The sequence below is a fragment of the Mesorhizobium sp. M0894 genome (assembly GCF_040319725.1).
Lineage (GTDB): Bacteria > Pseudomonadota > Alphaproteobacteria > Rhizobiales > Rhizobiaceae > Mesorhizobium.
This window is the reverse complement of sequence record NZ_JAMYOG010000006.1, coordinates 142,072-165,369: the sequence shown is the minus strand read 5'-3', so window position 1 is coordinate 165,369 and position 23,298 is coordinate 142,072. Positions and strand designations below refer to the sequence as shown.

Annotated in this window: 22 protein-coding genes and 1 pseudogene; 5 read left to right on the top strand and 18 right to left on the bottom strand. The window is 62.9% G+C overall.

Going from position 1 to position 23,298, the window contains the following annotated elements:
• Positions 1-28: 28 nt before the first annotated feature.
• The 3 genes from NKH91_RS14170 to NKH91_RS14160 all read left to right on the top strand — a co-directional run bounded on the left by NKH91_RS14170 (position 29) and on the right by NKH91_RS14160 (position 3,274).
• Positions 29-1,573, top strand: coding sequence for a sugar ABC transporter ATP-binding protein (locus NKH91_RS14170; protein WP_352846938.1), 1,545 nt, complete (start codon positions 29-31; stop codon positions 1,571-1,573).
• A gap of 23 nt (positions 1,574-1,596) precedes the next feature.
• Complete coding sequence (locus NKH91_RS14165; RefSeq protein ID WP_023718226.1) at positions 1,597-2,592, top strand: ABC transporter permease; 996 nt, start codon at positions 1,597-1,599, stop codon at positions 2,590-2,592.
• Positions 2,593-2,743: 151 nt separating this feature from the next.
• Entirely contained in the window at positions 2,744-3,274 is a 531-nt protein-coding gene (locus NKH91_RS14160) for a DUF2231 domain-containing protein (protein WP_023718227.1), read from the top strand.
• 90 nt (positions 3,275-3,364) lie between these two features.
• On the opposite strand, the gene phnN is transcribed toward NKH91_RS14160, so the two are convergent.
• From phnN to NKH91_RS14115, 9 genes and pseudogenes are all read right to left on the bottom strand, one after another.
• A complete protein-coding gene (gene phnN / locus NKH91_RS14155; RefSeq protein WP_023718228.1) occupies positions 3,365-3,994 on the bottom strand; it encodes a phosphonate metabolism protein/1,5-bisphosphokinase (PRPP-forming) PhnN in 630 nt (209 codons plus the stop codon).
• Complete coding sequence (locus NKH91_RS14150; RefSeq protein WP_023718229.1) at positions 3,991-5,130, bottom strand: alpha-D-ribose 1-methylphosphonate 5-triphosphate diphosphatase; 1,140 nt, start codon at positions 5,128-5,130, stop codon at positions 3,991-3,993. Before NKH91_RS14150 ends, phnN begins: the two co-directional genes overlap by 4 nt.
• Before the next feature lie 80 nt (positions 5,131-5,210).
• A complete protein-coding gene (locus NKH91_RS14145) occupies positions 5,211-5,918 on the bottom strand; it encodes a DUF1045 domain-containing protein (RefSeq protein ID WP_023718230.1) in 708 nt (235 codons plus the stop codon).
• A gap of 152 nt (positions 5,919-6,070) precedes the next feature.
• A complete protein-coding gene (iolB, locus tag NKH91_RS14140; protein WP_352484309.1) occupies positions 6,071-6,880 on the bottom strand; it encodes a 5-deoxy-glucuronate isomerase in 810 nt (269 codons plus the stop codon).
• 2 nt (positions 6,881-6,882) lie between these two features.
• Positions 6,883-7,101, bottom strand: a complete 219-nt coding sequence (locus NKH91_RS14135) for a DUF3329 domain-containing protein (RefSeq protein WP_023718232.1) — start codon at positions 7,099-7,101, stop codon at positions 6,883-6,885.
• Positions 7,102-7,143: 42 nt separating this feature from the next.
• The gene (gene iolE, locus NKH91_RS14130) at positions 7,144-8,061 is read right to left on the bottom strand and encodes a myo-inosose-2 dehydratase (protein ID WP_023718233.1); all 918 of its coding nucleotides are present in this window, start codon (positions 8,059-8,061) and stop codon (positions 7,144-7,146) included.
• A 46-nt stretch (positions 8,062-8,107) separates the two neighbouring features.
• Positions 8,108-9,952, bottom strand: coding sequence for a 3D-(3,5/4)-trihydroxycyclohexane-1,2-dione acylhydrolase (decyclizing) (iolD, locus tag NKH91_RS14125; RefSeq protein ID WP_352884838.1), 1,845 nt, complete (start codon positions 9,950-9,952; stop codon positions 8,108-8,110).
• A gap of 35 nt (positions 9,953-9,987) precedes the next feature.
• Positions 9,988-11,922 carry a bifunctional 5-dehydro-2-deoxygluconokinase/5-dehydro-2-deoxyphosphogluconate aldolase gene (locus NKH91_RS14120; protein ID WP_352716528.1) on the bottom strand — a complete coding sequence of 645 codons (1,935 nt, stop codon included), beginning with the start codon at positions 11,920-11,922 and terminating at the stop codon, positions 9,988-9,990.
• Positions 11,923-12,123: 201 nt separating this feature from the next.
• Positions 12,124-12,852 (bottom strand): annotated as a pseudogene (locus NKH91_RS14115) (SDR family NAD(P)-dependent oxidoreductase).
• 137 nt (positions 12,853-12,989) lie between these two features.
• Here NKH91_RS14115 and NKH91_RS14110 point away from each other — a divergent pair.
• On the top strand, positions 12,990-13,883 hold the full coding sequence (locus NKH91_RS14110) for an AraC family transcriptional regulator (RefSeq protein WP_352849702.1): 894 nt from the start codon (positions 12,990-12,992) through the stop codon (positions 13,881-13,883).
• On the opposite strand, the gene NKH91_RS14105 is transcribed toward NKH91_RS14110, so the two are convergent.
• Positions 13,880-14,725, bottom strand: coding sequence for a MurR/RpiR family transcriptional regulator (locus NKH91_RS14105; RefSeq protein WP_352484502.1), 846 nt, complete (start codon positions 14,723-14,725; stop codon positions 13,880-13,882). The two genes, NKH91_RS14110 and NKH91_RS14105, sit on opposite strands and share 4 nt — an antisense overlap.
• A 153-nt stretch (positions 14,726-14,878) precedes the next feature.
• On the opposite strand from NKH91_RS14105, the gene NKH91_RS14100 reads away from it, so the two are divergent.
• A complete protein-coding gene (locus NKH91_RS14100) occupies positions 14,879-15,988 on the top strand; it encodes a Gfo/Idh/MocA family protein (RefSeq protein ID WP_023718239.1) in 1,110 nt (369 codons plus the stop codon).
• Between the two features lie 212 nt (positions 15,989-16,200).
• Here the strand turns inward: NKH91_RS14100 and NKH91_RS14095 are convergent, their stop codons facing one another.
• From NKH91_RS14095 to NKH91_RS14060, 8 genes are all read right to left on the bottom strand, one after another.
• The gene (locus NKH91_RS14095) at positions 16,201-17,292 is read right to left on the bottom strand and encodes a 3-deoxy-7-phosphoheptulonate synthase (RefSeq protein ID WP_023718240.1); all 1,092 of its coding nucleotides are present in this window, start codon (positions 17,290-17,292) and stop codon (positions 16,201-16,203) included.
• A 247-nt stretch (positions 17,293-17,539) separates the two neighbouring features.
• The gene (locus NKH91_RS14090) at positions 17,540-17,962 is read right to left on the bottom strand and encodes a type II toxin-antitoxin system VapC family toxin (RefSeq protein ID WP_352591239.1); all 423 of its coding nucleotides are present in this window, start codon (positions 17,960-17,962) and stop codon (positions 17,540-17,542) included.
• Positions 17,959-18,225 carry a type II toxin-antitoxin system Phd/YefM family antitoxin gene (locus NKH91_RS14085; protein WP_023718242.1) on the bottom strand — a complete coding sequence of 89 codons (267 nt, stop codon included), beginning with the start codon at positions 18,223-18,225 and terminating at the stop codon, positions 17,959-17,961. The genes NKH91_RS14090 and NKH91_RS14085 overlap by 4 nt, the downstream gene beginning before the upstream one ends.
• 195 nt (positions 18,226-18,420) lie before the next feature.
• Complete coding sequence (locus tag NKH91_RS14080; protein WP_023718243.1) at positions 18,421-19,215, bottom strand: SDR family oxidoreductase; 795 nt, start codon at positions 19,213-19,215, stop codon at positions 18,421-18,423.
• A 23-nt stretch (positions 19,216-19,238) separates the two neighbouring features.
• A complete protein-coding gene (gene iolG / locus NKH91_RS14075) occupies positions 19,239-20,237 on the bottom strand; it encodes an inositol 2-dehydrogenase (protein WP_023718244.1) in 999 nt (332 codons plus the stop codon).
• Between the two features lie 66 nt (positions 20,238-20,303).
• Positions 20,304-21,071 carry an ATP-binding cassette domain-containing protein gene (locus NKH91_RS14070; RefSeq protein WP_254815918.1) on the bottom strand — a complete coding sequence of 256 codons (768 nt, stop codon included), beginning with the start codon at positions 21,069-21,071 and terminating at the stop codon, positions 20,304-20,306.
• 2 nt (positions 21,072-21,073) lie between these two features.
• Entirely contained in the window at positions 21,074-22,150 is a 1,077-nt protein-coding gene (locus NKH91_RS14065; protein ID WP_352495260.1) for an ABC transporter permease, read from the bottom strand.
• 114 nt (positions 22,151-22,264) lie between these two features.
• Positions 22,265-23,206, bottom strand: coding sequence for a sugar ABC transporter substrate-binding protein (locus NKH91_RS14060; RefSeq protein WP_023718247.1), 942 nt, complete (start codon positions 23,204-23,206; stop codon positions 22,265-22,267).
• Between the last annotated feature and the right edge of the window lie 92 nt (positions 23,207-23,298).

Sequence of the window (23,298 nt, the reverse complement as noted above, 5' to 3'; positions counted from 1 at the left end):
AACGGCTCACCGGCTGCTGTCAGGCGTGATGAATTATTCCGACCCATCCATCGTTGCATCCACGGACGCTCCGTTCCTGAGCCTCAACGGTGTGCGCAAGACCTATCCCGGCGTTGTCGCGCTGGACGGGTTCTCGATCGAGGTCAGGCCCGGCGAGGTCATCGGCCTGGTCGGCGAAAACGGCGCCGGCAAATCGACGCTGATGAAGATCCTCGGCGGCGTCACCAGGCCGGACACCGGCACCATCATTGTCGATGGCGCCGCCCATGACGGGCTGACTGTCGAGGCCAGCATCGGTTCGGGCATCGCCTTCGTCCACCAGGAACTCAACCTGTTCGAAAACCTCGACGTTGCCGCCAATATCTTCTTCGGCCGCGAACCGCTGCGCGCCGGCCCGCTCAAGCTGGTCGACCGCGCCAGGCTGCGAGCGCTGGCGGCGCCGCTGCTCAAACGCGTGGGCGCCAATTTCTCGGCCGATACGCCGGTATCGGCGCTGTCGCTGGCCCAGCAGCAAATGGTCGAGATCGCCAAGGCGCTGTCGATCAAGGCAAGGCTGGTTATCCTCGACGAGCCGACCTCGAGCCTGCCGATCGCCGAAACCGACAAGCTGCTTGGTGTCATCAAGGCGCTGAAGGCAGACGGCATCAGCGTCATTTTCATCTCACACCGCCTGCACGAGGTCGAGCGCGTCGCCGACCGCGTCGTCGTGCTCAGGGACGGCATGCTCGCCGGAACTTTGCCGAAGAGCGCCATCAATCACGACCAGATGGTCAAGCTGATGATCGGCCGCATGCTCAAGGAGAGGGAGAAGGCCGCAGAATCGGCGCGCCCGCCGGGCTCTGTCGCGCTGTCGGTCAAGGCCATTCGCACCGCCGCCTATCCCGACCGGCCCGTCGACCTCGACGTCAGGCATGGCGAGATCCTCGGCCTTGCCGGTCTCGTCGGCTCCGGTCGGACGGAGCTGGCGCGCGTGCTGTTCGGCATCGACAAGAGCTTTGGCGGCTCGTTCCAACTTGACGGAAAAGATCGGGTTCTTGGTTCGGCCGCGGACGCAGTGGCCAACGGTATTTTCCTCGTCCCGGAAGACCGCAAGCTGACCGGCATCCTGCTCGATCTGTCGATTGCCCAGAACATCTCGCTGCCCAATCTGCCGGCGCATTCGCGGCGCTCGCTGGTCTCGGCCAGCGCCGAGGCCGCCACCGCCGAGAAACAGAAGACCGATCTGGGCATCAGGGCGCCCTCCGTGCAGACGCGTACCGGCACGCTGTCGGGCGGCAACCAGCAAAAGGTCGTGCTGGCCAAATGGCTGGCGATGAAGCCGAAGGTGATGATCCTCGACGAGCCGACACGCGGCATCGACATTGGCGCCAAGGCCGAGATCTACGGGCTGATGCGGGCGCTGGCCGATGCCGGCGTCGCCGTGCTGATGATCTCCAGCGACATGGAGGAGGTGATCGGTGTTTCCGACCGCATCGCCGTCATGCATGAAGGCCAGATCTCCGGCATTCTCGACAAGGAACGGTTCAGCCAGGAAAACGTGCTGCTGCTGGCGGTCGGCAAGCAGCCGAAATAGTTCGCCGGCATTGGGAGACGACGATGAGCAAGAAAGATCTCGGCCTGCTGATCCTGATCCTGGCGGTCGGCGCGGTGGTAGCGATCATCAACCCGCGCTTCCTGCTGCCGATCAATCTCGCCAACACCTCGAACCTGATCGGGTTGTTCGGCATCCTGTCGATCGGCCAGGCTTTCGTCATCATCACCGGCGGCATCGAATTGTCGGTCGGCTCGGTGGTTGCGCTGCTCGGCGTGCTGTTCATCGACTTCATCGCCACGCGCGGCATGGCCTGGCCGGTCGCCCTGCCGCTGATCCTGGTGCTCGGCGGCATCATCGGGCTGGCGCATGGCTGGCTGATCACCCGGCTCAAATTGCAGCCTTTCGTGGTGACCTTGTGCGGCCTGCTGATCTATCGCGGCGTGGCGCGCTTCTATACCGCCGACGGCACCGCCGGCTTTGCCTTCGGACAGAACTTCCCGGAACTCGAGTTCCTGACGGCGGGGCGGTCCTGGGGCGTGCCGAACAGTTTCATCGCGCTGATCGTCATCGCCGTCGTCATGTGGGTGGTGCTGCACCGTTCGGTGTTCGGGCGATATCTCTACGCCATCGGCAAGAACGAGGAAGCGGCGAAATATTCCGGCATCCGCACCGGCCGCATCGTCATGGCCGCCTATGTCATCTGCGGCGTGCTGACGGCGCTGTCGGCTATCTATTTCGCCATGTACACACGCTCGATCTCGCCGGCGAGCCACGGCCAGTTCTACGAGCTCTACGCCATCGCGGCAGCGGTGCTCGGCGGCTTCTCGCTGCGCGGCGGCGAAGGCTCGCTGATCGGCGTCCTGCTCGGCACGGTGCTGCTGCAGGAGTTGCAGAACCTCGTCAACCTGCTCGGTATCCCGTCCTCGCTCAACTTCGCCGTGATGGGCGGGGTGATCCTCATCGGCGTTCTGGTCGACCAGCAATGGGGCGTGTTCAGGGCGCGGCGGCGGATGCTGGAAGCCACCCGCAAGGGCGTGGCGGGTGCTGCCGCGGAATGACGCAAAAATAGCTGGATGAAATACGCCGACTGCCATTGGCAGGCATGAAAAGGTCAGCCTGAGCTTCGCGACAGCAGTTCAGGTTAATCTCTATTTGGAACGAAACCCGTATCTGAGCGTTTATTTAAGCTTTGCTACGCGGAGGCGTCCCATGCCCATGAATCCAGTAAGTACCGCAAAGATAGGAACTCACCCCCTCCACCCGATGCTGATACCTTTTCCTGTCGCGTTTCTTGTCGGTGCCTTTGTCACCGACCTGGTTTTCTGGGGGACTGCCGACGCCTTCTGGGCACGGGCATCGATGTGGCTGATCGGGGCAGCTATCGTAATGGCGCTTCTCGCTGCGACAGCTGGTTTTATCGACTTCCTCAACGAGCCGCGCATTCGCGCCTTGTCCGACGCCTGGTACCACATGCTGGGCAACTTGACCGCGGTCGTTGTGGCTCTGATCAATTTCTACCTTCGCTATGCTCAAGGCGCCGAGGCCGCGGTCCGACCGTGGGGCGCGCTGTTGTCGTTCATAGTGGTCTGCATACTGCTGTTCACCGGCTGGAAGGGCTGGGAGATGGTCTATCGGCATCACGTTGCAGTTCTGGATACACCGGCGGATGCACCAGCGAAGCCTTCGACAACCACTAGCACGGATACTCATCACGCTGGTCGGGATCGGCACGCCGCATGAGGCCATGATCCCGAACAGTGGATACCGGTTTCCAAAAAGATATGGGTTAGACAAGTAGCGCCCATCCCGAATGCATCGGATGGGCGCGCCTTAGATGAGGCCCGACATGTCGGAGAAGGCCATGGCCTTGCGCAGCACCTCGGTGAAGCGCTCGCCGGCGGCTTCACGAGGGCCGCTATTGTCGATGGAGGTGACGCCCGGTCCGGACAGCGCCACATTGGCGCTGCGCGCCAGCCGTGCCAGCACTTCGCCGCGCGACTCGCGCCCGCGCAAGGCCAGCCGCTCGGCCAGGATCTCCGGTGCAGCCGTGATCTCGACGATGGCCAGATTGGCGTAGCGGTCCCGCAGCGTCGGGATGATCGCGCGCGAGACGTTGGCGATCGCGACACGGCCGTTGGAGACTGACCAGTCGACTTCGGCCGGGATGCCATAGCGCAGGCCATGCGCCTCCCAGGAAATCGCGAAGGCGCCATCCGCTTCGGCCTCGACGAAGGCAGCGTCGGCTAGCGTATCGTGATCCTCGGTGGCCGCATCGCTCGGCCGGGTGATCACCCGGCGAACGAACTCCAGTCGGCTCTCGTCGGCAAACATGGCGCGCGCATAGCCGATCACCGTGTCCTTGCCGGCACCGCTCGGTCCGACGACGGCGACGAAGACGCCGTCGCGGATTGGAAATCCCGCGGCGGACAATTCACGCTCGACCGATGCCGACACCATCATGCGACCCGCCGTCCCTGCCGCCACACCGTGCGGACAACCGGGACGTGATCGTCGACGCGCACGCGAACCAGATCGGCGCGCCGGCCGGGCTCGATGACACCGCGATCGGTGAGGCCGACAGCCTCGGCCGGGTTCTTCGACACCATCGCCACTGCCTGAGGCAACGAGATGCCCTCGACCACGTCGCCGAGGAAAAAGGCCGACTGGATCAGGCTGAACGGAATGTAGTCCGATGACAGGATATCGAGCAGGCCGTCGCCGGCCAGTGTGCGGGCCGAGACATTGCCCGAATGCGAAGCGCCGCGCATGACGTTCGGCGCGCCCATCAAAACGCCGAGCCCTGCCTCTTTCGAAGCCCGAGCCGCCTCCTCGGTGGTCGGGAACTCGGCGACACGGACGCCTTGCTCGATCGCTTCATCGACATGGCTGACGGTTGCGTCGTCATGGCTGGCGAGCACGATACCGCGCTCTTTGCACGCAGCGGCGATGAAGCTGCGGTTCGGGCTCGAGTTCTTCGCCGATTCCGCCATCCGCTTTTCGCAGAATTTCTGGAAATCGCGATCGGTCAGCTTCAGCTTGCGCTGGTAGTAATACGCATAGGTTTCGAGATCGACGAATTGCCGCTGTCCCGGCGCGTGGTCCATCAGCGACGCCAGCCTGACCCGCTCGTCGCCGTCGAAATTGGCGAAGGCTGTGAGGCAGTCCGGCGCCGAAACCTCGCAGCGCAGATGGATGAAATGGTCGGCCCTGAGCCGGTCCTGCTGGACGCTGTCCTCAATCGCCTCGGCCAGCTTGCGTATGTCGGCGGCCGTCAGGTCGGCGTCCTCGTCCATACCGACGCGCAAGGCGTCGAGCACGGTGGTGATGCCGGCGGTCGCCACCTGCGCGTCGTGGGCGAGCACCGCGGCGATCGGGTTCCAACGCACTTTCGGCCGTGGCGCGTAGTGGCCTTCGAGATGGTCGGTGTGGAGCTCGACCAGGCCAGGGATGATGAAGTCGCCGCCCATGTCCTCGCCGCTGCGGCCAGCGCGGGGAGCAATGTCGGCGATCACGCCGTCGCGCAGCACGATCGACCCTTCGACGATCTGGTCGGCAAGCACGATGCGGGCGTTGTCAAGAACGGTCTCGGCGGTCATTTCAGGCAGTCCTCGGAGCATTTTGCAGCCAACTGAAAATGGATTGGCGTCGCACAATGCGGTTAAAGGAAATAGTCATCTCAGGCAGTTCTTCTGGCCGGGCGGCGCCCGAGCGCGTGATGGGACAGCACCATGAACGGCGCACCCGGCTCAGTTTCGACAAACAGCGTCAGCGCGTCCACCGGCACCGGCCGTTGCAGCACGTCCGCAAACAGGCTGTCGATTGCTAGGCGAAGACGAGGGCTTTCCTGTGACGACACCCGGCCGGACAGGGTCATATGGAAACGAAACGTCTCGAAGACATAGGGGTAGCCCCATTGGCAGAGATTGCGGAACTCATCGGGCTTCAGCGAGTCGGGGCTGCGGCGTTCAATCTCCGCGTCTGTCAGCGGCGCGCGAAAGCGGTCGAAGCCGCGCACCACATCATCGGCGAAACGGTTGAGCCCCGGCAGCGGTGCTTCCGGCACGAGCGCGAAAAAGCTGTCGATCTGGCTGACGACGAGACGCGGGACCGTCACCACCGGCGTCGCCTCGGCAAAATCGTCGAGTGCGGCGCGAAGCGAGGCCTCCGTCTCGTTTGAAGCCAGCCGGAAGGGCGCCTTCAGCGTCGCATGAAAGCCGTAGCGGCGCGCCGAGGCGGTATGGAAGGCAACTTCCGCTGCCGACAACTCGCCCACCGCCTCGACCGGCCTCGTGGCGGCACCGAAGGGATCACGGCCGAGCCAATTGGCGGCGATCCGCGCCAGCGGTTCGTCCTGCAGGGGGGTGAAATAGATCGCGTAGCGCATCGAAGTTCCTCGTCAGCCCCGCTGCCATAGGCGATTTGCATGACGAAATGACGAAGCTTTGCAGCGTTTTCGGTAACAAAACGACACAGCCTGGTCATTAGCCGACGATTTTTTCGGCTTGGACCAGCGGTTGAGAAGCGAAGGGGAAACGGTCAGGCCATCAGCCATTCGTGCTCGGGCGCGTTGTGGAATTTCCACGTCCGCTTCGGTCCGGCCATGACGTTGAGATAATAGAGATCATAGCCGTGGCAGGCGGCGCAGGGGTGATAACCCTTGGGTACCAGCACGACGTCGCCGTCCTCGATCGCCATCGCCTCGTCGAGCGAACGAGAGCCGTTCTGGTCGGCATCGGTGTAGACGCGCTGGAAAGCAAAGCCCTGCGGCGGGTTGAGGCGGTGGTAATAGGTCTCTTCGAGATAGGATTCGGCCGGCAGATTGTCCTGGTCGTGCTTGTGCGGCGGATAGCTCGATGTGTGGCCGCCGGGCGTGATGACCTCGACCACCAGCAGGGAATCGGCCGGCTCGCCCTCCGGCAGGACGTTGGTGACGTAGCGCGTGTTGGTGCCTTTGCCGCGGGTCTCCTGGCCGAGATCCTTCGGCGCAATGATGCGGACCGGCAGACCGCCGCCAAGCCCCGGCGCCGAGCACACGGCGAGTTCGAGATCGGTATCGGCGCTCACCGACCACTCCGAGCCCTGCGGCACATAGACCGACCACGGCTTGCCCTCGAACGGCGACATGCGTTCGCCCAGGAGCCCGAGATCCTTGCCGCCGGCCTTGACCTTGCCCTTGCCGGTGACGAATACCAGACAGACCTCACGATCCGCGGTTTGCCCGGAAGCGGTGTCGCCGGGCCTCAGCCGATGCAGATCGAAGCCGACATAGGTCCAGCCAGCGTTTTGCGGCGTCACATGGGCTATGCGGCCGTGGCCCTTATTGGCTTTGACGAGCAGCTTCGACATGGTCATTCCTTCGGTTTGGCGTTTGCCGATGGCTTGTCTTCGTCGGCCGGTTTGTAGAGGTAGAAAAACTGCCAGACCGCATAGCCGGCGAAGCCGAGCGCGATCACGCCCCAGAACGGCGTGCCGGTAGCGAATTCGATCACCGACCAGACCAGGCAGACCGCGACAATGGCGACGCGCCGCCACAAAGGCCGGAAAAACGGGTGCTCGGAGTCTTTCATCGGATAAACGCCGGCATCGGGTCAGCCCTTCCTCGCGAACTCTCAAGCATTGGGAAAGCCCAGTGTCTCAACCGTATAGCCGGCCGCCGTCATCACCCGCATCAATTCCTTGTAGCCGACCTGTGCCATCTTGAGTGGCGGGTTCTTCTTCGGATCCTGCTCGGCCTCGACCACGAACCAGCCTTCATAGCCGTGGTTGGCGAGCCTCTGGACGATGGCGCCAAAATCCAGCGATCCATCTCCCGGCACGGTGAAGGCACCAAGTGCTACCGCGTCGAGGAAGGATTGCTTGTTGCGATCCAGCTTTTGGATCACCTGCATGCGTACGTCCTTGACATGCACGTGGTTGATGCGCCGGTGGTGGTTGTCTATCGCGCGCAGCACATCGCCGCCGGCAAAGGCCAGGTGACCGGCATCGAGCAGCAGCGGAATGCCCTCTCCCGAATAGCGCATGAAAGCGTCGAGCTCCGGCTCGGTCTCGATCACCGCCGCCATATGATGATGGTAGGAGAGCGGCATGCCTTGCCCGGCACACCATTCGCCGAACTCGGTTAGCCGCCTAGCGTAGGCTTTCATCTCATCGTCCGACAGCCTCGGCTTGATGGCAAGCGGTTTCGAGCGGTCGCCCTGGATGGAACGGCCGACTTCACCATAGACGATGCAGGGCGCATTCACCGCCTTGAACAGGTCGATCATCGGCTGGATACGAACCTTGTTCTTCGCCATGTCTTCGTCGACCAGCGTCCCGGAGAACCAGCCGCCGCACAGCGTCACGTCGGCCTCTTTCAGGATCGGCAGCATGATCTCCGGATCGTTGGGAAAGCGGCGGCCCATTTCCATGCCGGTAAAGCCAGCCGAGCGCGACTGGCGCAGGCACTCCTCCAGCGACACATCATCGCTGAGTTCGGCAAGATCGTCGTTCCACCATGCAATCGGGGACATGCCCAGTTTGGCTTTCAAGTCGTCACTCCAATTTCTGACATTCGAGGCGGCGTTGGCGGGCGCGTTAAAACCGCCGCCCGCTCAGCGCTTCCTCATATTTCTTGCGCGCCGCGTTCACTTGCGGCCGTGCCGAGACTTCCGGCACTGCGACATCCCACCAGCTTCCACCGGCCTCGGTCGAAGCCAGCGGGTCGGTGTCGATGACCAGCACGGTCGTTCGCGTATTCTTCTTCGCTTGCGCCAGGGCCGTTTCCAGCCCGGCGATCGACGCCACTTTTTCGGCAATCGCACCCATGCTTGCAGCATGCGCGGCGAAGTCGATCTCGGGCAAGGTCTCGTGACGAGCGTCCTTCAGCAAATTGTTGAAGTTGGCGCCGCCGGTCGCCATCTGCAGCCGGTTGATGCAGCCATAGCCGCGGTTGTCGAGCAGCACGATGGTCAGCTTGAGGCCGAGCATCACCGACGTAGCGACCTCGGAATTGAGCATCAGGTAGGAGCCGTCGCCGATCATCACCACAACCTCCTCGTCGGGCTTGGCCATCTTGACGCCAAGCCCGCCGGCGATTTCGTAGCCCATGGTCGAGAAGCCGTATTCGGCATGATAGGAGCCGGGCGCGCCCGCCTGCCATAGCTTGTGCAATTCGCCGGGCAAGCCGCCGGCGGCATGGAGCAGTACCACGCCGGAGCCCATGGCGCGCTGTACGGCGCCGATCACCTGCGCGTCGGACGGATAGGCGGCATTGGTCGACGCCGTCACCTTGCCGGCATCCGCCTGCCAGTCCTTCTTGCCGCTGATCGCATTGTCGGTCCAGCCAGAAGGAGCTTTCCAGCCTTTCAGCGCCGCACCGAGTTCGGCGAGCCCTTCAGCCGCATCGGCGACCAGCGGCAGCGCCTGGTGCTTTCCGGCATCGAAAGGCTGGACGTTGAGCCCGATCATGGTCTTGCCGGAATTCTTGAACAACGCCCAGGAGCCAGTGGTGAAATCCTGCAGCCTGGTGCCGACGGCAAGCACGACGTCGGCCTCTTCGGCCAGCCTGTTGGCAGCCGAAGTGCCGGTAACGCCGACCGCCGCCATGTTCAGCGGATGATCGTCGGGCAGCGAGGATTTGCCGCCTTGCGTCTCGCACACCGGAATGCCAGCGTCTTGCGCCAGCTTCGCCAATTCATCCGACGCTTGCGAATAGAGCACGCCACCGCCGGCAATCACCAATGGCTTCTTCGCGCTCTTCAGCGCCGCCACTGCAGCTGCTAACTCTTGGCGGTCCGGGCGCGCTCGCCGCTGGGTCCAGAGCCGCTCGGCAAAGAAACTCTCGGGATAATCATAGGCCTCGGCCTGCACGTCCTGGCACAGCGCCAGCGTTACCGGGCCACACTCAGCCGGATCGGTCAGCACCTGCATGGCGCGGTTGAGCGCCGGCATGATCTGCTCCGGCCGGGTGATGCGGTCGAAATAGCGCGACACCGGCCGGAGGCAGTCATTGACCGTCGCCGTACCGTCGGAAAAATCCTCGGCTTGCTGCAGGACGGGATCGGGAATGCGATTGGCGAAGACGTCGCCGGGCAGAAACAGGACAGGCAACCTGTTTACATGCGCAAGTGCTGCCGCCGTCACCATATTCAGCGCGCCAGGGCCGATCGAACTGGTCGCCGCCATGAAGCGGCGGCGGAAATTGGCCTTGGCATAGGCGATCGCCGCATGCGCCATCGCTTGCTCGTTATGGGCACGGAACGTCGGCAATTCGTCGCGGACCTGGTAGAGCGCCTCGCCGACGCCGGCGACATTGCCGTGGCCGAAGATTGCCCAGACGCCGCCGAAGATCGGCACTTTCTTGCCGTCGATCTCGGCCATCTGTTGGGCAAGAAAGCGGGTCAGCGCCTGCGCCATCGTCAGGCGGATTGTCTTGGTCATGTCGTTTTCCTCCGCAGTCCTTATGCCGCGCCTTCTTATGCTGCTTTGCGGCCGCGCACGGCAAGCCATGCCTCGGTCAGCCTCTCGAAGCGCGACGCCATGTCGGCAACCGCCTCATCGTCCGACATCTTGCCGGCAAGCCATTGTTCGGCCGCGTTGATGAAGATGGTACGGCCGACAGCGAAACCCTTGACGATGGGCGCCTTGGCGGTGGCGGCGAAGGCCGCTTCCAATTCGTCCTGCGGTGCTTCCAAACCCAGCAGTACAATCCCGCGGCACCACGGATCGTTCTTCAGGATCACCGCCTCGATCTTTGCCCATGCGCCGGTCGATGCCTGCGGTTCGAGCTTCCACCAGTCGGGCTTGATGCCGAGTGCGTAGAGTTCCTCAAGCGCCCGCGGGATGGTCATGTCGTCGAGCTTGCCGTGCTTGCCGGCTATGATCTCGACCAGAAGTTCTCTCCCCACTTTCCGCGCGGCCTCGAACAAAGCGCGCAGTTTCTGCTGCTGTTCGCTCTTCAGCGCCGCGGGATCGTCGGGATGATAGAAGCACAGGCATTTGATGCAGTGGTCGACCGGCCATTCGGTCAGTTGCGAGCCTATGTCTTGCGAGAACTCGAAGCGAAGCGGCCGCGAACCCGGCAACTCGACCGGCCGGCCGAGCCAGGCGAAGGAATGGTGGGCGAATTCGAACATCGCCTCGCGCCCGTATTTTTCGTCGAGCAGCATGCCATAGCCGCCGCGGCCAGCCGCGACCTTTGCCGCAGCCTTGACCGTCAGCACCTTGAAAGCCGGGATTCGCGACGGATCGGCGCCGGCCTTTGCCGCGACGTCCTCCAGCTGGACGCGGTGGTCGCAGGCGAACGCCATCAGAGAGGGGATGTCGCGCCGGCGCGTGGTCGCCCAATGGATGTGGTTGATCGCCTCGTCCTTGCGCAGCGCCAGATGCTTGCTGCCGTTTTTCAGGAAGAACTGCAATTCCTCGAAAGTCGGGTATTCAGGTGCGCAGAGCAGCCGCGATACGGCAAAGGCGCCGCAGGCATTGGCCCAGGTCGCGGCCGTCGCCAGGCTTTCCTCGCCGAGCCAGCCGCGCAGGAAGCCCGACATGAAAGCGTCGCCGGCGCCGAGCACATTGTAGACCTCGATCGGAAACCCCTTGCCGACGATACCGTCCTCGAGATCGTCGCTGATCGGCCCGTCATAGACGATGCAGCCCATGGCACCGCGCTTCAGCACTATGGTCGCCGTCGACAGCGAGCGGATGGTTTTCAGCGCGCTCAGGCAATCGTCTGCGCCGGAGGCGATCATGATCTCCTCTTCGGTGCCGACGATGAGATCGCAGTCGGGCAGCACCGTCTTCAACTGCGCCGAGACGCGGTCGGATTTCACATAGCGCTCGAAGCCTTCGGCATGGCCGGCGAGGCCCCACAGGTTAGGGCGGTAGTCGATGTCGAACACCACCTTGCCGCCCTTGGCCTTCATGACACGGATCGCCTTGCGTTGCGCGGCGTCGCTGTTGGGCCGTGAAAAATGCGTGCCGGTGACGACGACCGCGCGTGCTGAAGCAATGAAGGCCTCATCGATATCGTCTTCCGAAAGCGCCATGTCGGCGCAATCGCTGCGATAGAAGATCATCGGCGAGACGCCCTCATCCTCGACCGACAGCAGCACCAGGGCGGTCAGCCGCTCCGGATCGGTCTTGAGGCCTTGGACCGAAACGCCCTCGCGGGTCAGCTGCTCGCGGATGAAGCGGCCCATCTGCTCATTGCCGACGCGGGTGAGCAACGCCGAGCGCAGGCCGAGCCTGGCAGTGCCGACCGCGATATTGGCTGGACAGCCGCCGACCGACTTGGCAAGCGAAGTAATGTCCTCGAGGCGCGAGCCGATCTGCTGGCCATAGAGATCGACGGAAGCGCGGCCGATCGTGATGATGTCGAGCGGCGCATGTCTCGCTTCCACGGCTTCGCCCATTCGAACCTCCCATCGGCTTTGTTGTCTTGGGTAACACGCGCGAGCGGCAGCGTGGCGCCGGTAATATGAAATAATAATTCCAATCCATAGTCAATATGGAACGAGCATTCCCAAGGCCGAAAAGTGCTCTGCAAAGGCCGGCGCGGTGAGAAACTTTGAAGTCAGACGAACGTCAAGCGTCTGCCGCTGAAACCAGCTGATTTACCAAGGAAGCGGGCCGTCATCGTTGAAGTACCCGGCGGTCGGGCCATTGGCGTCCAGGGTCGCCAGGTGAATGACGATCTCGGCTGCCTGCTGCACCGTGCGCTGACCTTTATACCCGTTGAGATCGGTGGCGGTATAGCCGGGCGCCGCGCCGTTGACCTTGATGCCCTGGAGCGCGAGCTCCCTGGCGAAGCCCACGGTGATGGCGTTCAAGGCTGTCTTGGAGCTGCCGTAGCCCATCATATTGACGGCGTGATTCGCGGTGGCGGGATCGAGCGCCCGGCCGATGGACCCGGTGGAGCTGCTCACCATCACGATACGGGCAGCAGGTGCTGCCAGCAGCAGCGGCAGGAATGCCTGTGTCACGCGGATCGGGCCGAAGACATTGACGTCGTAGGTGGCCTAGATGTCGGCGATCCGCTGCTGGCTCGGCGGCAGGTCGTAATTGATGGCGACGCCGGCGTTGTTCACCAGCACGTCGAGGCAGGGGCTGGCCTGCCCGAGCGCCTTGGCTGCCGCCTTCACACTGTCATCCCTCGTGACGTCCAGCTCAAGCCACTCTGCGTCGAGGCCTTCCGCGCACAATGCCTGCGCCGCCGCCATGCCGCGTTCGGCGCTCCTGGCGCCGAGCCAGACCTTGAAGCCCATGGTCGCCAGTCGCCGGGCGATTTCGCGGCCTATACCCTTGTTGGCGCCGGTCACCAGCGCGGTCTTCGAAGTCGTCATTTCGGTGTCTCCATTTTTCTTATGGAAGACCCACAAATGGCGCGAGGCAGCGGGCGCCGCGCGCCGGAAATTCTCAGGCTCTTGCCTAATCCTCTCACGCTGTTGCGCGGCCAGCGTGAATGCGCGATGCTGGCGCAATGAACGAGGCGCTGCAGGAGTTGATCGAGATCGCCGGCCGCCATGCGCGCGGGCGACGAACAAGAACGGCGGTTCCCCGCGTTTCGATCGGCTGCAGCGAAGTCGCCACGGCACCATTGCCGGGTGTGTGGGGGTCGGGGATCTTATTCGTATTGCAGGGCGCAAAGACGGTCCTGATCGGCTCCCGGGCTCTTCGTTACAAGCCGGCCAGCTATTTCATCTACACTGTCGAGACGCCCACTATCAGCCAGATAGTCGAAGCGAGCGCGGCGTGTCCTTATCTGGCCATTGGCTTGACCCTTGACCTGCAAGCCGTCGCCGCGCTCCTCGTCGAGCACGCGCCAGCCCTCGGTGGCGACAGTTTCTTCTCCACCACTCCCGTTGATGACGATCTGCTCGACGCGTTGCGTCGAATGATGCGGTTGCTTGACCGGCCAGCGGAGATTCCCGTGCTCGCGACCATGCTCGAGCGGGAGATGCTGTTTCGGCTCCTGCAAGGCCCCCAGGGCGGAAAGCTTCGTGAACTTGCGCGCGCCGATGGCCATCTGTCCCGGATCGGCAGGGCGATCGCCTGGATCCGTTCGCACCCCCATCAGCCGGTCCGGGTCGGCGATCTGGCCGAGATCGCCCATATGAGCAGTGCTGCGTTTTATCGTCACTTCAAGGCGGCGACGGCCATGAGCCCAATCCAGTATCAAAAGCAAATCCGCTTGCTGGAAGCCCGCCATCTGCTGATTGCTCAGCCGGGCAACGTGGCGCGTGTCGCCTTCGCTGTCGGCTATGAGAGTGCTTCCCAGTTCAGCCGGGAGTATGCCCGCCAGTTCGGGTCGCCGCCTGCCCGCGACGCAGCGCGGCTTTTGGCAGAAGGCGAAACGGCAATAGAGGTGATCTAGGCCTTGCGCTTGCGGCCGCTATCGCGCCGCTTCTCGCCGACGGCAACGGTCAGCGCCATGGCCAAAGCCATCGTCGCCGACAGCGAGCGGAAGCCGGCGAAATCGGCCTCGGCGACCTCGAACCAGACCCTGGCGAATTGGGCGAGCGGCGAAAAAGAGCTGTCGGTGATCGCCACGATCGGCACGCCTTGCTCCGAAATGACGCGCGCCTCCTCGATGGTGGCAGGGGCATAGGGCGAAAAGCTGATGGCGATGACGGCATCCCTTGGAGAGGCAAAGCCGATCATCTCCGCGTTCAGGCCGGCGGCCGATTCGATCAGCTGGTTGCGGATCTTGAGCTTGCCCAACGCATAGGCGATATAGGAGGCGACCGGGTAGGAGCGCCGCTTGGCCAGCACATAAATGGTTTCCGCCTTGGCCAGAACGGCGATTGCGTCTTCGAAATGGTCTTCATTCAGCGTGCGCGAAATGTCGTTGAGCGAGGTGCTGGCTGCGGCGACGAAACCGTCGAAAATCGCCCGGTGGCCGGCGCCTTCCTCGGCCTTGGCGCGCAATGCCGCCAGCCTTTCATCGTAGGACGAGTTGCGCTCGCGCAGGCGCTCGCGAAACACCAGCTGCAGGCTGGTGAAACCGTCAAAGCCAAGCTGCTGGGCAAAGCGGATCAGGGTCGAAGGCTGAACACCGGCGGAGGCGGCGATGCTGGCAGCGGTGCCGAAGGCGATATCGTCGGGGTTGTCGAGCGCATAGGCGGCGATCTGGGCGATACGTTTCGGCAGGCTCTGACGCCGCTCCAGGATCGTCGCCCGCAGCGTTTCGAAATCGCGCGGCACCCGTTCGTCCATCGTCGCTCCGCCCAGGCTCATCGTCGGTTCCCTCTGTGCCCCATCATAGCGGACCTGTGCAAGAACACCATAAAAAATGAGACAAGCGTTCCATTTGCAAACAAAATGGACTAATTCATCCACACAAAATTTTGCACACAGGGAGGCAAGCGGATGGTCGGGGTAGGTCTTATCGGCACGGGCTTCATGGGCAAGTGCCACGCCATTGCCTGGAACGCGGTCGGCACCGTCTTTCCCGATGTCGACAAGCCAAGGCTGGTCCATCTGGGCGAGGTCAACGAGGACCTTGCCAAACGCCGTGCCAGCGAATTCGGCTTCGCCAAGGCCTCCGGCGACTGGCGCGCAGTCGTCGACGATCCCGACGTCGATGTCATCTCGTTGACTACGCCGAACCAGTTCCACCCGGAAATGGCCATCGCCATCCTCGAAGCCGGCAAGCATCTGTGGTGTGAAAAACCGATGGCGCCAAGTTTTGCGGAGGCGCAAGCGATGGCTGCGGCCGCGCGGAAATCCGGCAAGGTTGCCGCGCTGGGCTATAATTATATTCAGAACCCGGCGATCCGCCATATCGGCGCGCTGCTCGACGAGAAGATCATCGGCGAGGTCAACCATCTGCGTATCGAGATGGACGAGGACTTCATGGCCGATCCGGAGGCGCTGTTCTTCTGGAAGCACGAGGCGGCGTCCGGTTACGGCGCGCTCGACGATTTCGCCGTGCATCCGCTGTCGCTCATAGCGGTACTGTTCGGCCGCGTCGCCCGAGTCATGTGCGACATGGCCAGGCCCTATGCCGAACGCCGCGTCGCCTCGGGCGGGCGCCGCGCCGTCGAGACCTATGACATCGCCAGCATCCTGATGCATCTCGAAAACGGCATTGCCGGCACGTTGCTGGTCAACCGTTCGGCCTGGGGCCGCAAGGGCCGGATCGCCATCCAGATTTTTGGTTCGAAGGGCTCGATCCTGTACGACCAGGAGCGGATGAACGAGTTCCAGCTCTATCTGACAGCCGACCGACCGACGGAGCAAGGCTATCGGACAGTCCTGGTTGCCCCGCACCACAGGCCTTACGACGCCTTCCTGCCGGCGCCCGGCCACGGCCTTGGCTTTAATGACCTCAAGATCATCGAATGCCGGGAACTGTTGACGCGGCTTGCCGGCAAGCCGGCGCGGATCATCGACTTCGACGAAGGCCTGGAGATCGAGCGCACGGTGCACGCGATGGCGCGCTCGTTCGCGGAACAGCGCTGGATCGCTGTGCGGTAGTAAGCCCGGCGCTGGCTTCCCCTTCTCCCCTTGAGGGTGAAGGTGGCCGAGCGAAGCTCGGTCGGATGAGGGGTGTTGGACGGATCGCTACAGCGAAGAAATAAGCGCTTAAAATCCCTCAATATTTTACGCCGAGTTTCTTCCAGCACCCTCATCCGGCTCGGCGCTGCGTGCCGATCCACCTTCTCCCACAAGGGGAGAAGGAGAAGTGCTCAGGCGGCGCCTGAACGGCTTGATATCATGCTTCGGCGCACCGACCGGCGCCGCTCGACGGCGTCGGCAAGGCCGTGAAGCACCGTCTCGGTGGCTGCCCAGTCGATGCAGCCATCGGTGATGCTCTGGCCATAGACGAGCGGCTTGCCCGGCACGACGTCCTGCCGGCCGGCGACGAGGTTGCTCTCGATCATGACGCCGATGATGCGCTCGTCGCCTGCCGCGACCTGGCCAGCCACGTCAGCCGCCACCCCTGGCTGGTTTTCCGGCTTCTTGCTGCTGTTGGCGTGGCTGACATCGATCATCAGCCGCGGCGCCACGCCGATCCGGCCGAGTTCCGCGCAGGCAGCCGCGACGCTTGTTGCGTCATAATTGGGCTGAATGCCGCCGCGCAGGATGACGTGGCAGTCCTCGTTGCCGGTGGTCGTCGCGATGGCGCTGCGTCCGCCCTTCGTCACCGCCATGAAATGATGCGGTTGGGCGGCCGATTTCACCGCCTCGGCGGCGATCCGCAGATTGCCGTCAGTGCCGTTCTTGAAGCCGACCGGGCAGGACAGGCCCGATGCCAGTTCGCGATGGATCTGGCTCTCGGTCGTGCGCGCGCCGATCGCGCCCCAGGCGACGAGGTCGGCGATATATTGCGGGGTGGCCATGTCGAGGAATTCGGTCGCCGCCGGCAGGCCGAGATTGTTGACGGCGGCGAGCACGTTGCGGGCCATCCGCAGCCCCTTGTCGATGTTGAAGCTGCCGTCCAGGTCGGGATCGTTGATCAGGCCCTTCCAGCCGACCGTCGTGCGCGGCTTCTCGAAATACACCCGCATCACGATCTCCAGCCGGTCCGACAGGCTCTCTCGCAGCGATGCCAAGCGGCTGGCATAGTCTACGGCAGCGGCCGGGTCGTGGATCGAACAGGGGCCGACGACGACCACCAGCCGGTCGTCGGTGCCGGTCAGCACGGCATGGATAGCATTGCGTGACGCGGCAACGGTCCGCGTCGCCGTCAGTGTGCGCGGTATCTCCCGCATCACCTCGTCCGGCGTACTCAATTCCCTTATTTCTTTGACCCGAAGATCGTCTGTGGTGGTCAACACGGCTTTCTGCTCCTGATTGGGAGACCTGCCGGCTGAAACAAAAAAGCCGCCAGGTCTGGCGGCTGTTCGGATCTTGCTGCTGCAATCTTCAGATCGAGCGCAATCCTCCCGCCGCCAGCGAGCTGCTAAAGTACCAATAGGTGGCGGTCAGGTTGATCATGAGGCTCATATAGTCGAAGCCGAGGCGATTGTCACGTGTCTGATGATGCTACTGACGTAGTGGCCCAGCATGCAGCGCCGAGCGGGTTCATGCAGTCCAGGGATCGACGAGTTCAATTCCGAAGTCTTCGAAATCCTTCGTGTTACGCGTTGCCAAGGTGAGTTCCTGCGCAATCGCCGTGGCTGCAATCAGGCCGTCCATCGACGACAGACCGCGACCGCGGCGCTTCGCAAGGCCCATCAGGTCGCCCCACGCCAAGGCAACCGGTTCGTCCACCGGAAGAACTCTCTGCTCGAAGCGCTGCGGCAGGTCCCGTGCGAGCCATTCGGCCAGTGCCTCGCGTTTCCGGCCCTCGTCCATGAGGGCGACGCCGCGCCGGATCTCCGCGATCGACACGACGCTAATGAATGAGCGGTCCTCATCAAGCCCGCCCAGCCAGTCCAGAACGCGCACATCCGGCGCCGGCCTTGTCACCTCGGACAGGACATTCGTATCGAGCAGAAGCCTCACAGCGGCAGATCACGCGGTTCGTCGCGCTGGCGCTCAAGGTTGAGATCGGCGCCGCGCAGCGGCGACTCCAGCAGGAACTCCGCAAGCGTACCCTTGCGCGCGGTCTTCCGCTGCCATTCCTCGGCCGAGACGACAACCACGCTTGGCTTACCGTTTCTGGTGATCGTCTGCGGCGAAGATTGCGCGCGCTCGATAACCTCCGAGAGCCGGGCCTTTGCCCCAGCGACCGTCCAGTTAGTATCCTCTCTGGGCGCAGACGGCATTTCGACCTCCCATGACCATTCTGACTATCTTGACTATATGGGAATGGCGATACGGCGGCAACAGGGAAGGAGAGGGTTTCAGAGCCCGTGTGCCTGAGTGAGGTCGATCGGAACCGATTATGCCGGCTTTGATATTTTGGGGCATCTCGGCCACTCATGGCAAACTGCTTCTGACGCAAGGCTACACGGCTGATCCTATTCCGGTGACGCCCCCGCGATGCTCTGGTCGTAGTCGACCAGCGACCCGGTCATGACGCCGGACTGCGGGCTGATCATATAGCTGATCAATCGGGCAAGTTGCGCCGGCTTCACCAATTGGCCCATCGGCTGCGCGGCCTCGGCTTTTTCAAGCCAGTCGTCCGGCGCGTCATGCCATTTCTTCTGCACGATTGCCTCGCCCTCGGTGTCCATCCAGCCGGGCAGCACCGCGTTGCAGCGGATGCGATTGCCGCGATGGGCATTGGCGACATTCTTGGTCAGCGTCGCCAGCGCTCCCTTGCTCGATGAATAGGGCGCCAGGAACGACTGGCCGCAATGCGCCGACATCGACAGTACGTTGACGATCGAGCCCGGTGCCTGGCGCGCCAGCAGATGCGCCACCACGCCCTGCATCAGAAAAAACGGGCCGCGCACATTGGTCTGGAATATCTGGTCGAATAGATCCTCTGAGGTCTCGACCAGTGAGCCGCGAGCCGAGGTGGCGGCGGCGTTGACCAGCGCGTTGACGGTGCCGCAATGGCCAATCGCCGTTTCGACCGCACGCTTGCAGTCGGCGACTTTGGCGACATCGGCGCTGATGAAGATGGCATCGACGCCTGCCCCCTTGAGGATGGCGACAGCCTTGTCGCCCTTCTCCTTCGAGCGGCCGATCAGCGCTAGCGCCCGGCAGCCCTCATCGGCCAGCGCTTCGGCGACGGCAAAGCCGATGCCTTGTGCGCCGCCGGTGACGATGGCGCGTGTTTCGGAATTGCGACCGGCTGAACCGTTCATCGCCTTGCTCCTGTGCTTGATAGTCAGATTGTTTTGTCGAGGCGGACGGTCTTGCCTTCCTTGGCCGATTTCAGCGCCGCATCTGCCAGCCTGAGCGCCACCAGCCCGTCCTTGCCGCTCGGCGCCGCCTTCTTGCCTGACGTCGCTGCCGCGATGAAGGCAGCGATCTCGTTGGCATAAGCGTCGAGATAACGAGTCATGAAGAAATCGTGCAGCGGCGGCCGCGTATAGCCTTTCTCATTGGCGAGTTCGATCGACACCGGCCGCTGGTTCTCGGCCGCAATCATGCCTTTCGAGCCATGCACCTCGATGCGTTGGTCGTAGCCATAGGTGGCTCGGCGCGAGTTGGAGATGACGCATTGCTTGCCGGAGGCAGTTTCGAGGATGACGCTGACGCTGTCGAAGTCGCCGGCCTCGCCGATCTTTTTGTCGACCAGCACCGAAGCGTGCGCGCTGACCGCCACCGGCTCCTCGCCGAGCAGGAAGCGCGCCATGTCGAAATCATGGATGGTCATGTCGCGGAAGATGCCGCCCGAGCGGCCGATATAGTCGAGCGGCGGTGGACCGGGATCGCGCGAGGTGATGGTCACCATTTCGACTGTGCCAATCGCACCGTCGTCGATCGCCTTGCGCACGGCGGCAAAATGCGGATCGAAGCGGCGGTTGAAGCCGACCATCAGGGTGGCGCCGGCCTTGTCGACGACGGCCAGGCATTGTTCCACCCTGCCGGCGTCGAGATCGATCGGCTTCTCGCAGAAGATCGCCTTGCCCGCCCTGGCGAAGCGTTCGATCAGATCGGCATGGGTGTCGGTCGGCGTGCAGATGACGACCGCATCGATATCGCTGGCAGTTTCGATGGCATCGATGCTGCGCACTTCGGCGCCATAGGCAGAGGCCAAATCGGTCGCCGCCTTCTCGAAGGCGTCGGCAACCGCAACCAGCCTGGCCTGCGGGTTGGAGCCCACCGCACGGGCGTGGACCTTGCCGATACGGCCGGCACCGAGAAGAGCAAAGCGAAGCATGAAGAATTTCCTTTGAGAATGGTTGGAAAGAGAAGGCGTGTCAGCCCCCGTAACACGACGTTGGCCTTACGCCGCAAGTTCCGCCTGCCCGGTCTTGGCGCCGGTGATGTAGGAGACGATATCGTTGCCATCGGTATCTTGCTTGCGCAAATTGGCGACGATGCGGCCGCGCCGGAAAACGACGATGCGGTCGACCAGATCGAACACCTGACGCATGTTGTGAGAGATCAGGATCAGCGGCTCGCCATTTTCCTTCAGCGTGCGGATGATGTTTTCGACCTGCATCGTCTCCTGCACGCCGAGCGCCGCCGTCGGCTCATCCATGATGATGAGCTTGGAAGCAAAGGTCGCGGTTCTGGCAATCGCCACGCACTGGCGCTGGCCGCCCGACATGTGGCGGATGGTGTTGGAAAGGTTGGGGATCTTGACCGCTGTGCGGACCAGGGCTGCTTCGGTCGCCTTGCGCATGAACTTGCGGTCGAGGATCGAGAAGGGCCCAAGATTGAACAGCACTCTTTCACGGCCGAGGAACAGGTTCGACGGCACGTCGAGGTCGTCGGCGAGCGCCAGGTTCTGGAACACCGTCTCGATGCCCGCCTCGCGGGCTTCGATCGGCCCGGCGAAATTCACTTCCTTGCCGTCGAACCACATCCTGCCGCTGGTTCGCTGCTCGACGCCGGTGATCTGGCGCACGAAGGTCGATTTGCCGGCACCGTTGTCGCCCATGATGGCGACATGCTCGCCCTTGCGCAGCTCGAAGTTGGCACCCTCCAGCGCATGGACGCCGCCATAATACTTGGTCAGGTTTTCGGTTTTCAGGACGATGTCCGACATGATCAAGCCCTCATTGCCCGCAGGCGTTGGCGCCACTGGTCGAGAACGACTGCGCCGACGATGATCACGCCCTTGACCATCTCCTGATAATAGGCGTCGAGGCGCAAAAAGGTGAAGCCGGAGATGATGACGCCGAAGATCAGCGAGCCGATCACCGTCCCGATAATCGAGCCGCGGCCGCCCGACAGCGACACGCCACCGATGACCGCCATGGCGATCGCATCGAGCTCGTACATCACACCCATGCCGGCCTGGGCAGTGAGATTCTTCGAGCTCAACACCACGGCGGCGAGCGCGGCAAGGATGCCGGCAATGACGTAGACGAGGATCTTGTGGTTGGCGATGTTGATGCCGGACATGCGCGCGGCATCCTCATTGGAGCCGATTGCATAACAGTGCTTGCCATATTTGGTGTAGCTCAGGATCAGCTGGAACAGCACCGCCAGCGAAATGAAAATGATGACCGGCATCAGCCCCTTGCCGATGGCGGCGAAACTCTCGGTCGGAAACGAGATCGGCTGCCCCTTCGACCACCATTTGGCGATGCCGCGCGCGGTGACCATCATGCCAAGCGTGGCGATGAACGGCGGGATGCGCGTGTAGGCGATCAAGGCACCGTTGACCAGGCCGGCCAGCAGGCCGCAGCCGATTGCGACGAGCACCGGCACGATCACCGGCAGGTCGGTCCAGCCTTGGGCAATGAACATCGCCTTGGGGTTCGGGTTGCCGTTGACCGTCGCCACTTGGGCGAAGCTCATGGCTATCATCGCCGTGGCGCCGACGATCGAACCCGAGGACAGGTCGATGCCGCCGGTAATGATCACCTGCGTCACGCCGATGGCAATGATGCCGACGATCGACACCTGCAGGATGATGATCTGCAGGCGCGCTTCGTTGAAGATCGCATCGATATTGTCGCGGGTATTGAACAGGAAGCTGTCGCCCAGGAAAACCCGGCCGATCAGCTCGAAAGCGCCGACCAGGATGACGAGCGCCAGGAAGACGTTGAATTCGGCCGGCCATGCGCGCCGCTTCGCATCATAGCTGAGCCCGCCGACGCCGTGAGATGTCTGTGCCAATCGTGCTTCCTCCGTCAGCCACGGTCTCCACTCGGCGCTGTTCAGGCCGAGGGGGAAAAAGCGGAGCGGCGCTGTCTTACTTTGGCGCGCCGCTCCGTATCGGACAGGTCCGCCTCAGTTCTTCTTCAGGAACTTGTCGATATTTGCCGGCGTGACCAGCTGGAACGGGATGTAGACCTTGTGCTCGACCTTCTCGCCCTTCGCTAGCTTGAGCGCAGCATCAAGCGCGCCAGCGCCCTGGCCGGCTGCGTCCTGGAACACCGTCGCATCGAGGTCGCCCGCCTGCATCGCCGCTAGCGCGTCCTGGGTAGCGTCGACGCCGCCGACGACAACCGACTTCATGTCGATATTGGCGGCCTTCATCGCCTGGATAGCGCCGATGGCGCTCTCGTCATTGTTGGCGATGACGCCGTCGAACGGCTTGCCGGTCGACAGCCAGTTGGTCATCAGGTTCTGCGCTTCTTCGCGCTTCCAGTTCGACGTCTGCTTGTCGATGATCTTGATGAAGCTGCAATCCGGCGTGGCAATCACATCATCGATGTCCTTGGTGCGCTGCACCGCGGCCTGGTTCGACAGCTCGCCCATGATCACATAGACATTGGCCTCTTTCTTGCCGGCTTCCTTGAACAGGCGGCAGACCTCCTTGGTCTCGAGCGTGCCAGAGTCGGCTTCGTTCGAGGCGACGAAAGCCTGGTTTTCCGGCAGCGTGTCGACGTTGACCGGCTCGCGATTGACATAGACCAGCGGAATTTTGGCAGCGGCGGCTGCGTCCGACATCGCCTGGGTGGCCGAGGTGTCGACCGGGTTGACGATGATTGCGTCGACGCCCGAGGCGGCGAAGTTCTTGATCTGGTCGAGCTGCTTGGCAACGTCGTTCTGCGCGTCCTCCACCTGCAGCTCGACGCCGTCCATGCCCTTGGCCTGCTCGATCATGCCGTTGCGCAGCACGGTGAGAAAATTGTCGTCGAACAACGCCATCGACACGCCGATCTTGGCAGCAAAGGCGGACGAACTCATCAGCGCCGCGAACGCGACGCCCAAAAGCAGTTTTTTCATTTTATTTCTCCTCCACATTGGTGTCCGGCTGCACCGATCTACCCGGAATCCCCGATCTCGCAGGGAATTCTCTCCCGATTGCCATTTTAGTT

Bases quoted from the DNA above. Each gene is read 5' to 3' on its own strand.
- iolG (WP_023718244.1), bottom strand. From the start codon at position 20,237: ATGCTTCGCTTTGCTCTTCTCGGTGCCGGCCGTATCGGCAAGGTCCAC.
- NKH91_RS14145 (WP_023718230.1), bottom strand. From the start codon at position 5,918: ATGCGCTACGCGATCTATTTCACCCCCCTGCAGGACGAACCGCTGGCG.
- phnN (WP_023718228.1), bottom strand. From the start codon at position 3,994: ATGATGGTGTCGGCATCGGTCGAGCGTGAATTGTCCGCCGCGGGATTT.
- NKH91_RS14170 (WP_352846938.1), top strand. From the start codon at position 29: ATGAATTATTCCGACCCATCCATCGTTGCATCCACGGACGCTCCGTTC.
- NKH91_RS14080 (WP_023718243.1), bottom strand. From the start codon at position 19,215: ATGAACGGTTCAGCCGGTCGCAATTCCGAAACACGCGCCATCGTCACC.
- NKH91_RS14070 (WP_254815918.1), bottom strand. From the start codon at position 21,071: ATGTCGGACATCGTCCTGAAAACCGAAAACCTGACCAAGTATTATGGC.
- NKH91_RS14110 (WP_352849702.1), top strand. From the start codon at position 12,990: ATGAACGAGGCGCTGCAGGAGTTGATCGAGATCGCCGGCCGCCATGCG.
- iolB (WP_352484309.1), bottom strand. From the start codon at position 6,880: ATGTCGAAGCTGCTCGTCAAAGCCAATAAGGGCCACGGCCGCATAGCC.
- NKH91_RS14165 (WP_023718226.1), top strand. From the start codon at position 1,597: ATGAGCAAGAAAGATCTCGGCCTGCTGATCCTGATCCTGGCGGTCGGC.
- NKH91_RS14085 (WP_023718242.1), bottom strand. From the start codon at position 18,225: ATGCCGTCTGCGCCCAGAGAGGATACTAACTGGACGGTCGCTGGGGCA.
- NKH91_RS14060 (WP_023718247.1), bottom strand. From the start codon at position 23,206: ATGAAAAAACTGCTTTTGGGCGTCGCGTTCGCGGCGCTGATGAGTTCG.
- NKH91_RS14150 (WP_023718229.1), bottom strand. From the start codon at position 5,130: ATGACCGCCGAGACCGTTCTTGACAACGCCCGCATCGTGCTTGCCGAC.
- NKH91_RS14120 (WP_352716528.1), bottom strand. From the start codon at position 11,922: ATGGGCGAAGCCGTGGAAGCGAGACATGCGCCGCTCGACATCATCACG.
- NKH91_RS14105 (WP_352484502.1), bottom strand. From the start codon at position 14,725: ATGGACGAACGGGTGCCGCGCGATTTCGAAACGCTGCGGGCGACGATC.
- iolD (WP_352884838.1), bottom strand. From the start codon at position 9,952: ATGACCAAGACAATCCGCCTGACGATGGCGCAGGCGCTGACCCGCTTT.
- NKH91_RS14100 (WP_023718239.1), top strand. From the start codon at position 14,879: ATGGTCGGGGTAGGTCTTATCGGCACGGGCTTCATGGGCAAGTGCCAC.
- NKH91_RS14135 (WP_023718232.1), bottom strand. From the start codon at position 7,101: ATGAAAGACTCCGAGCACCCGTTTTTCCGGCCTTTGTGGCGGCGCGTC.
- NKH91_RS14160 (WP_023718227.1), top strand. From the start codon at position 2,744: ATGCCCATGAATCCAGTAAGTACCGCAAAGATAGGAACTCACCCCCTC.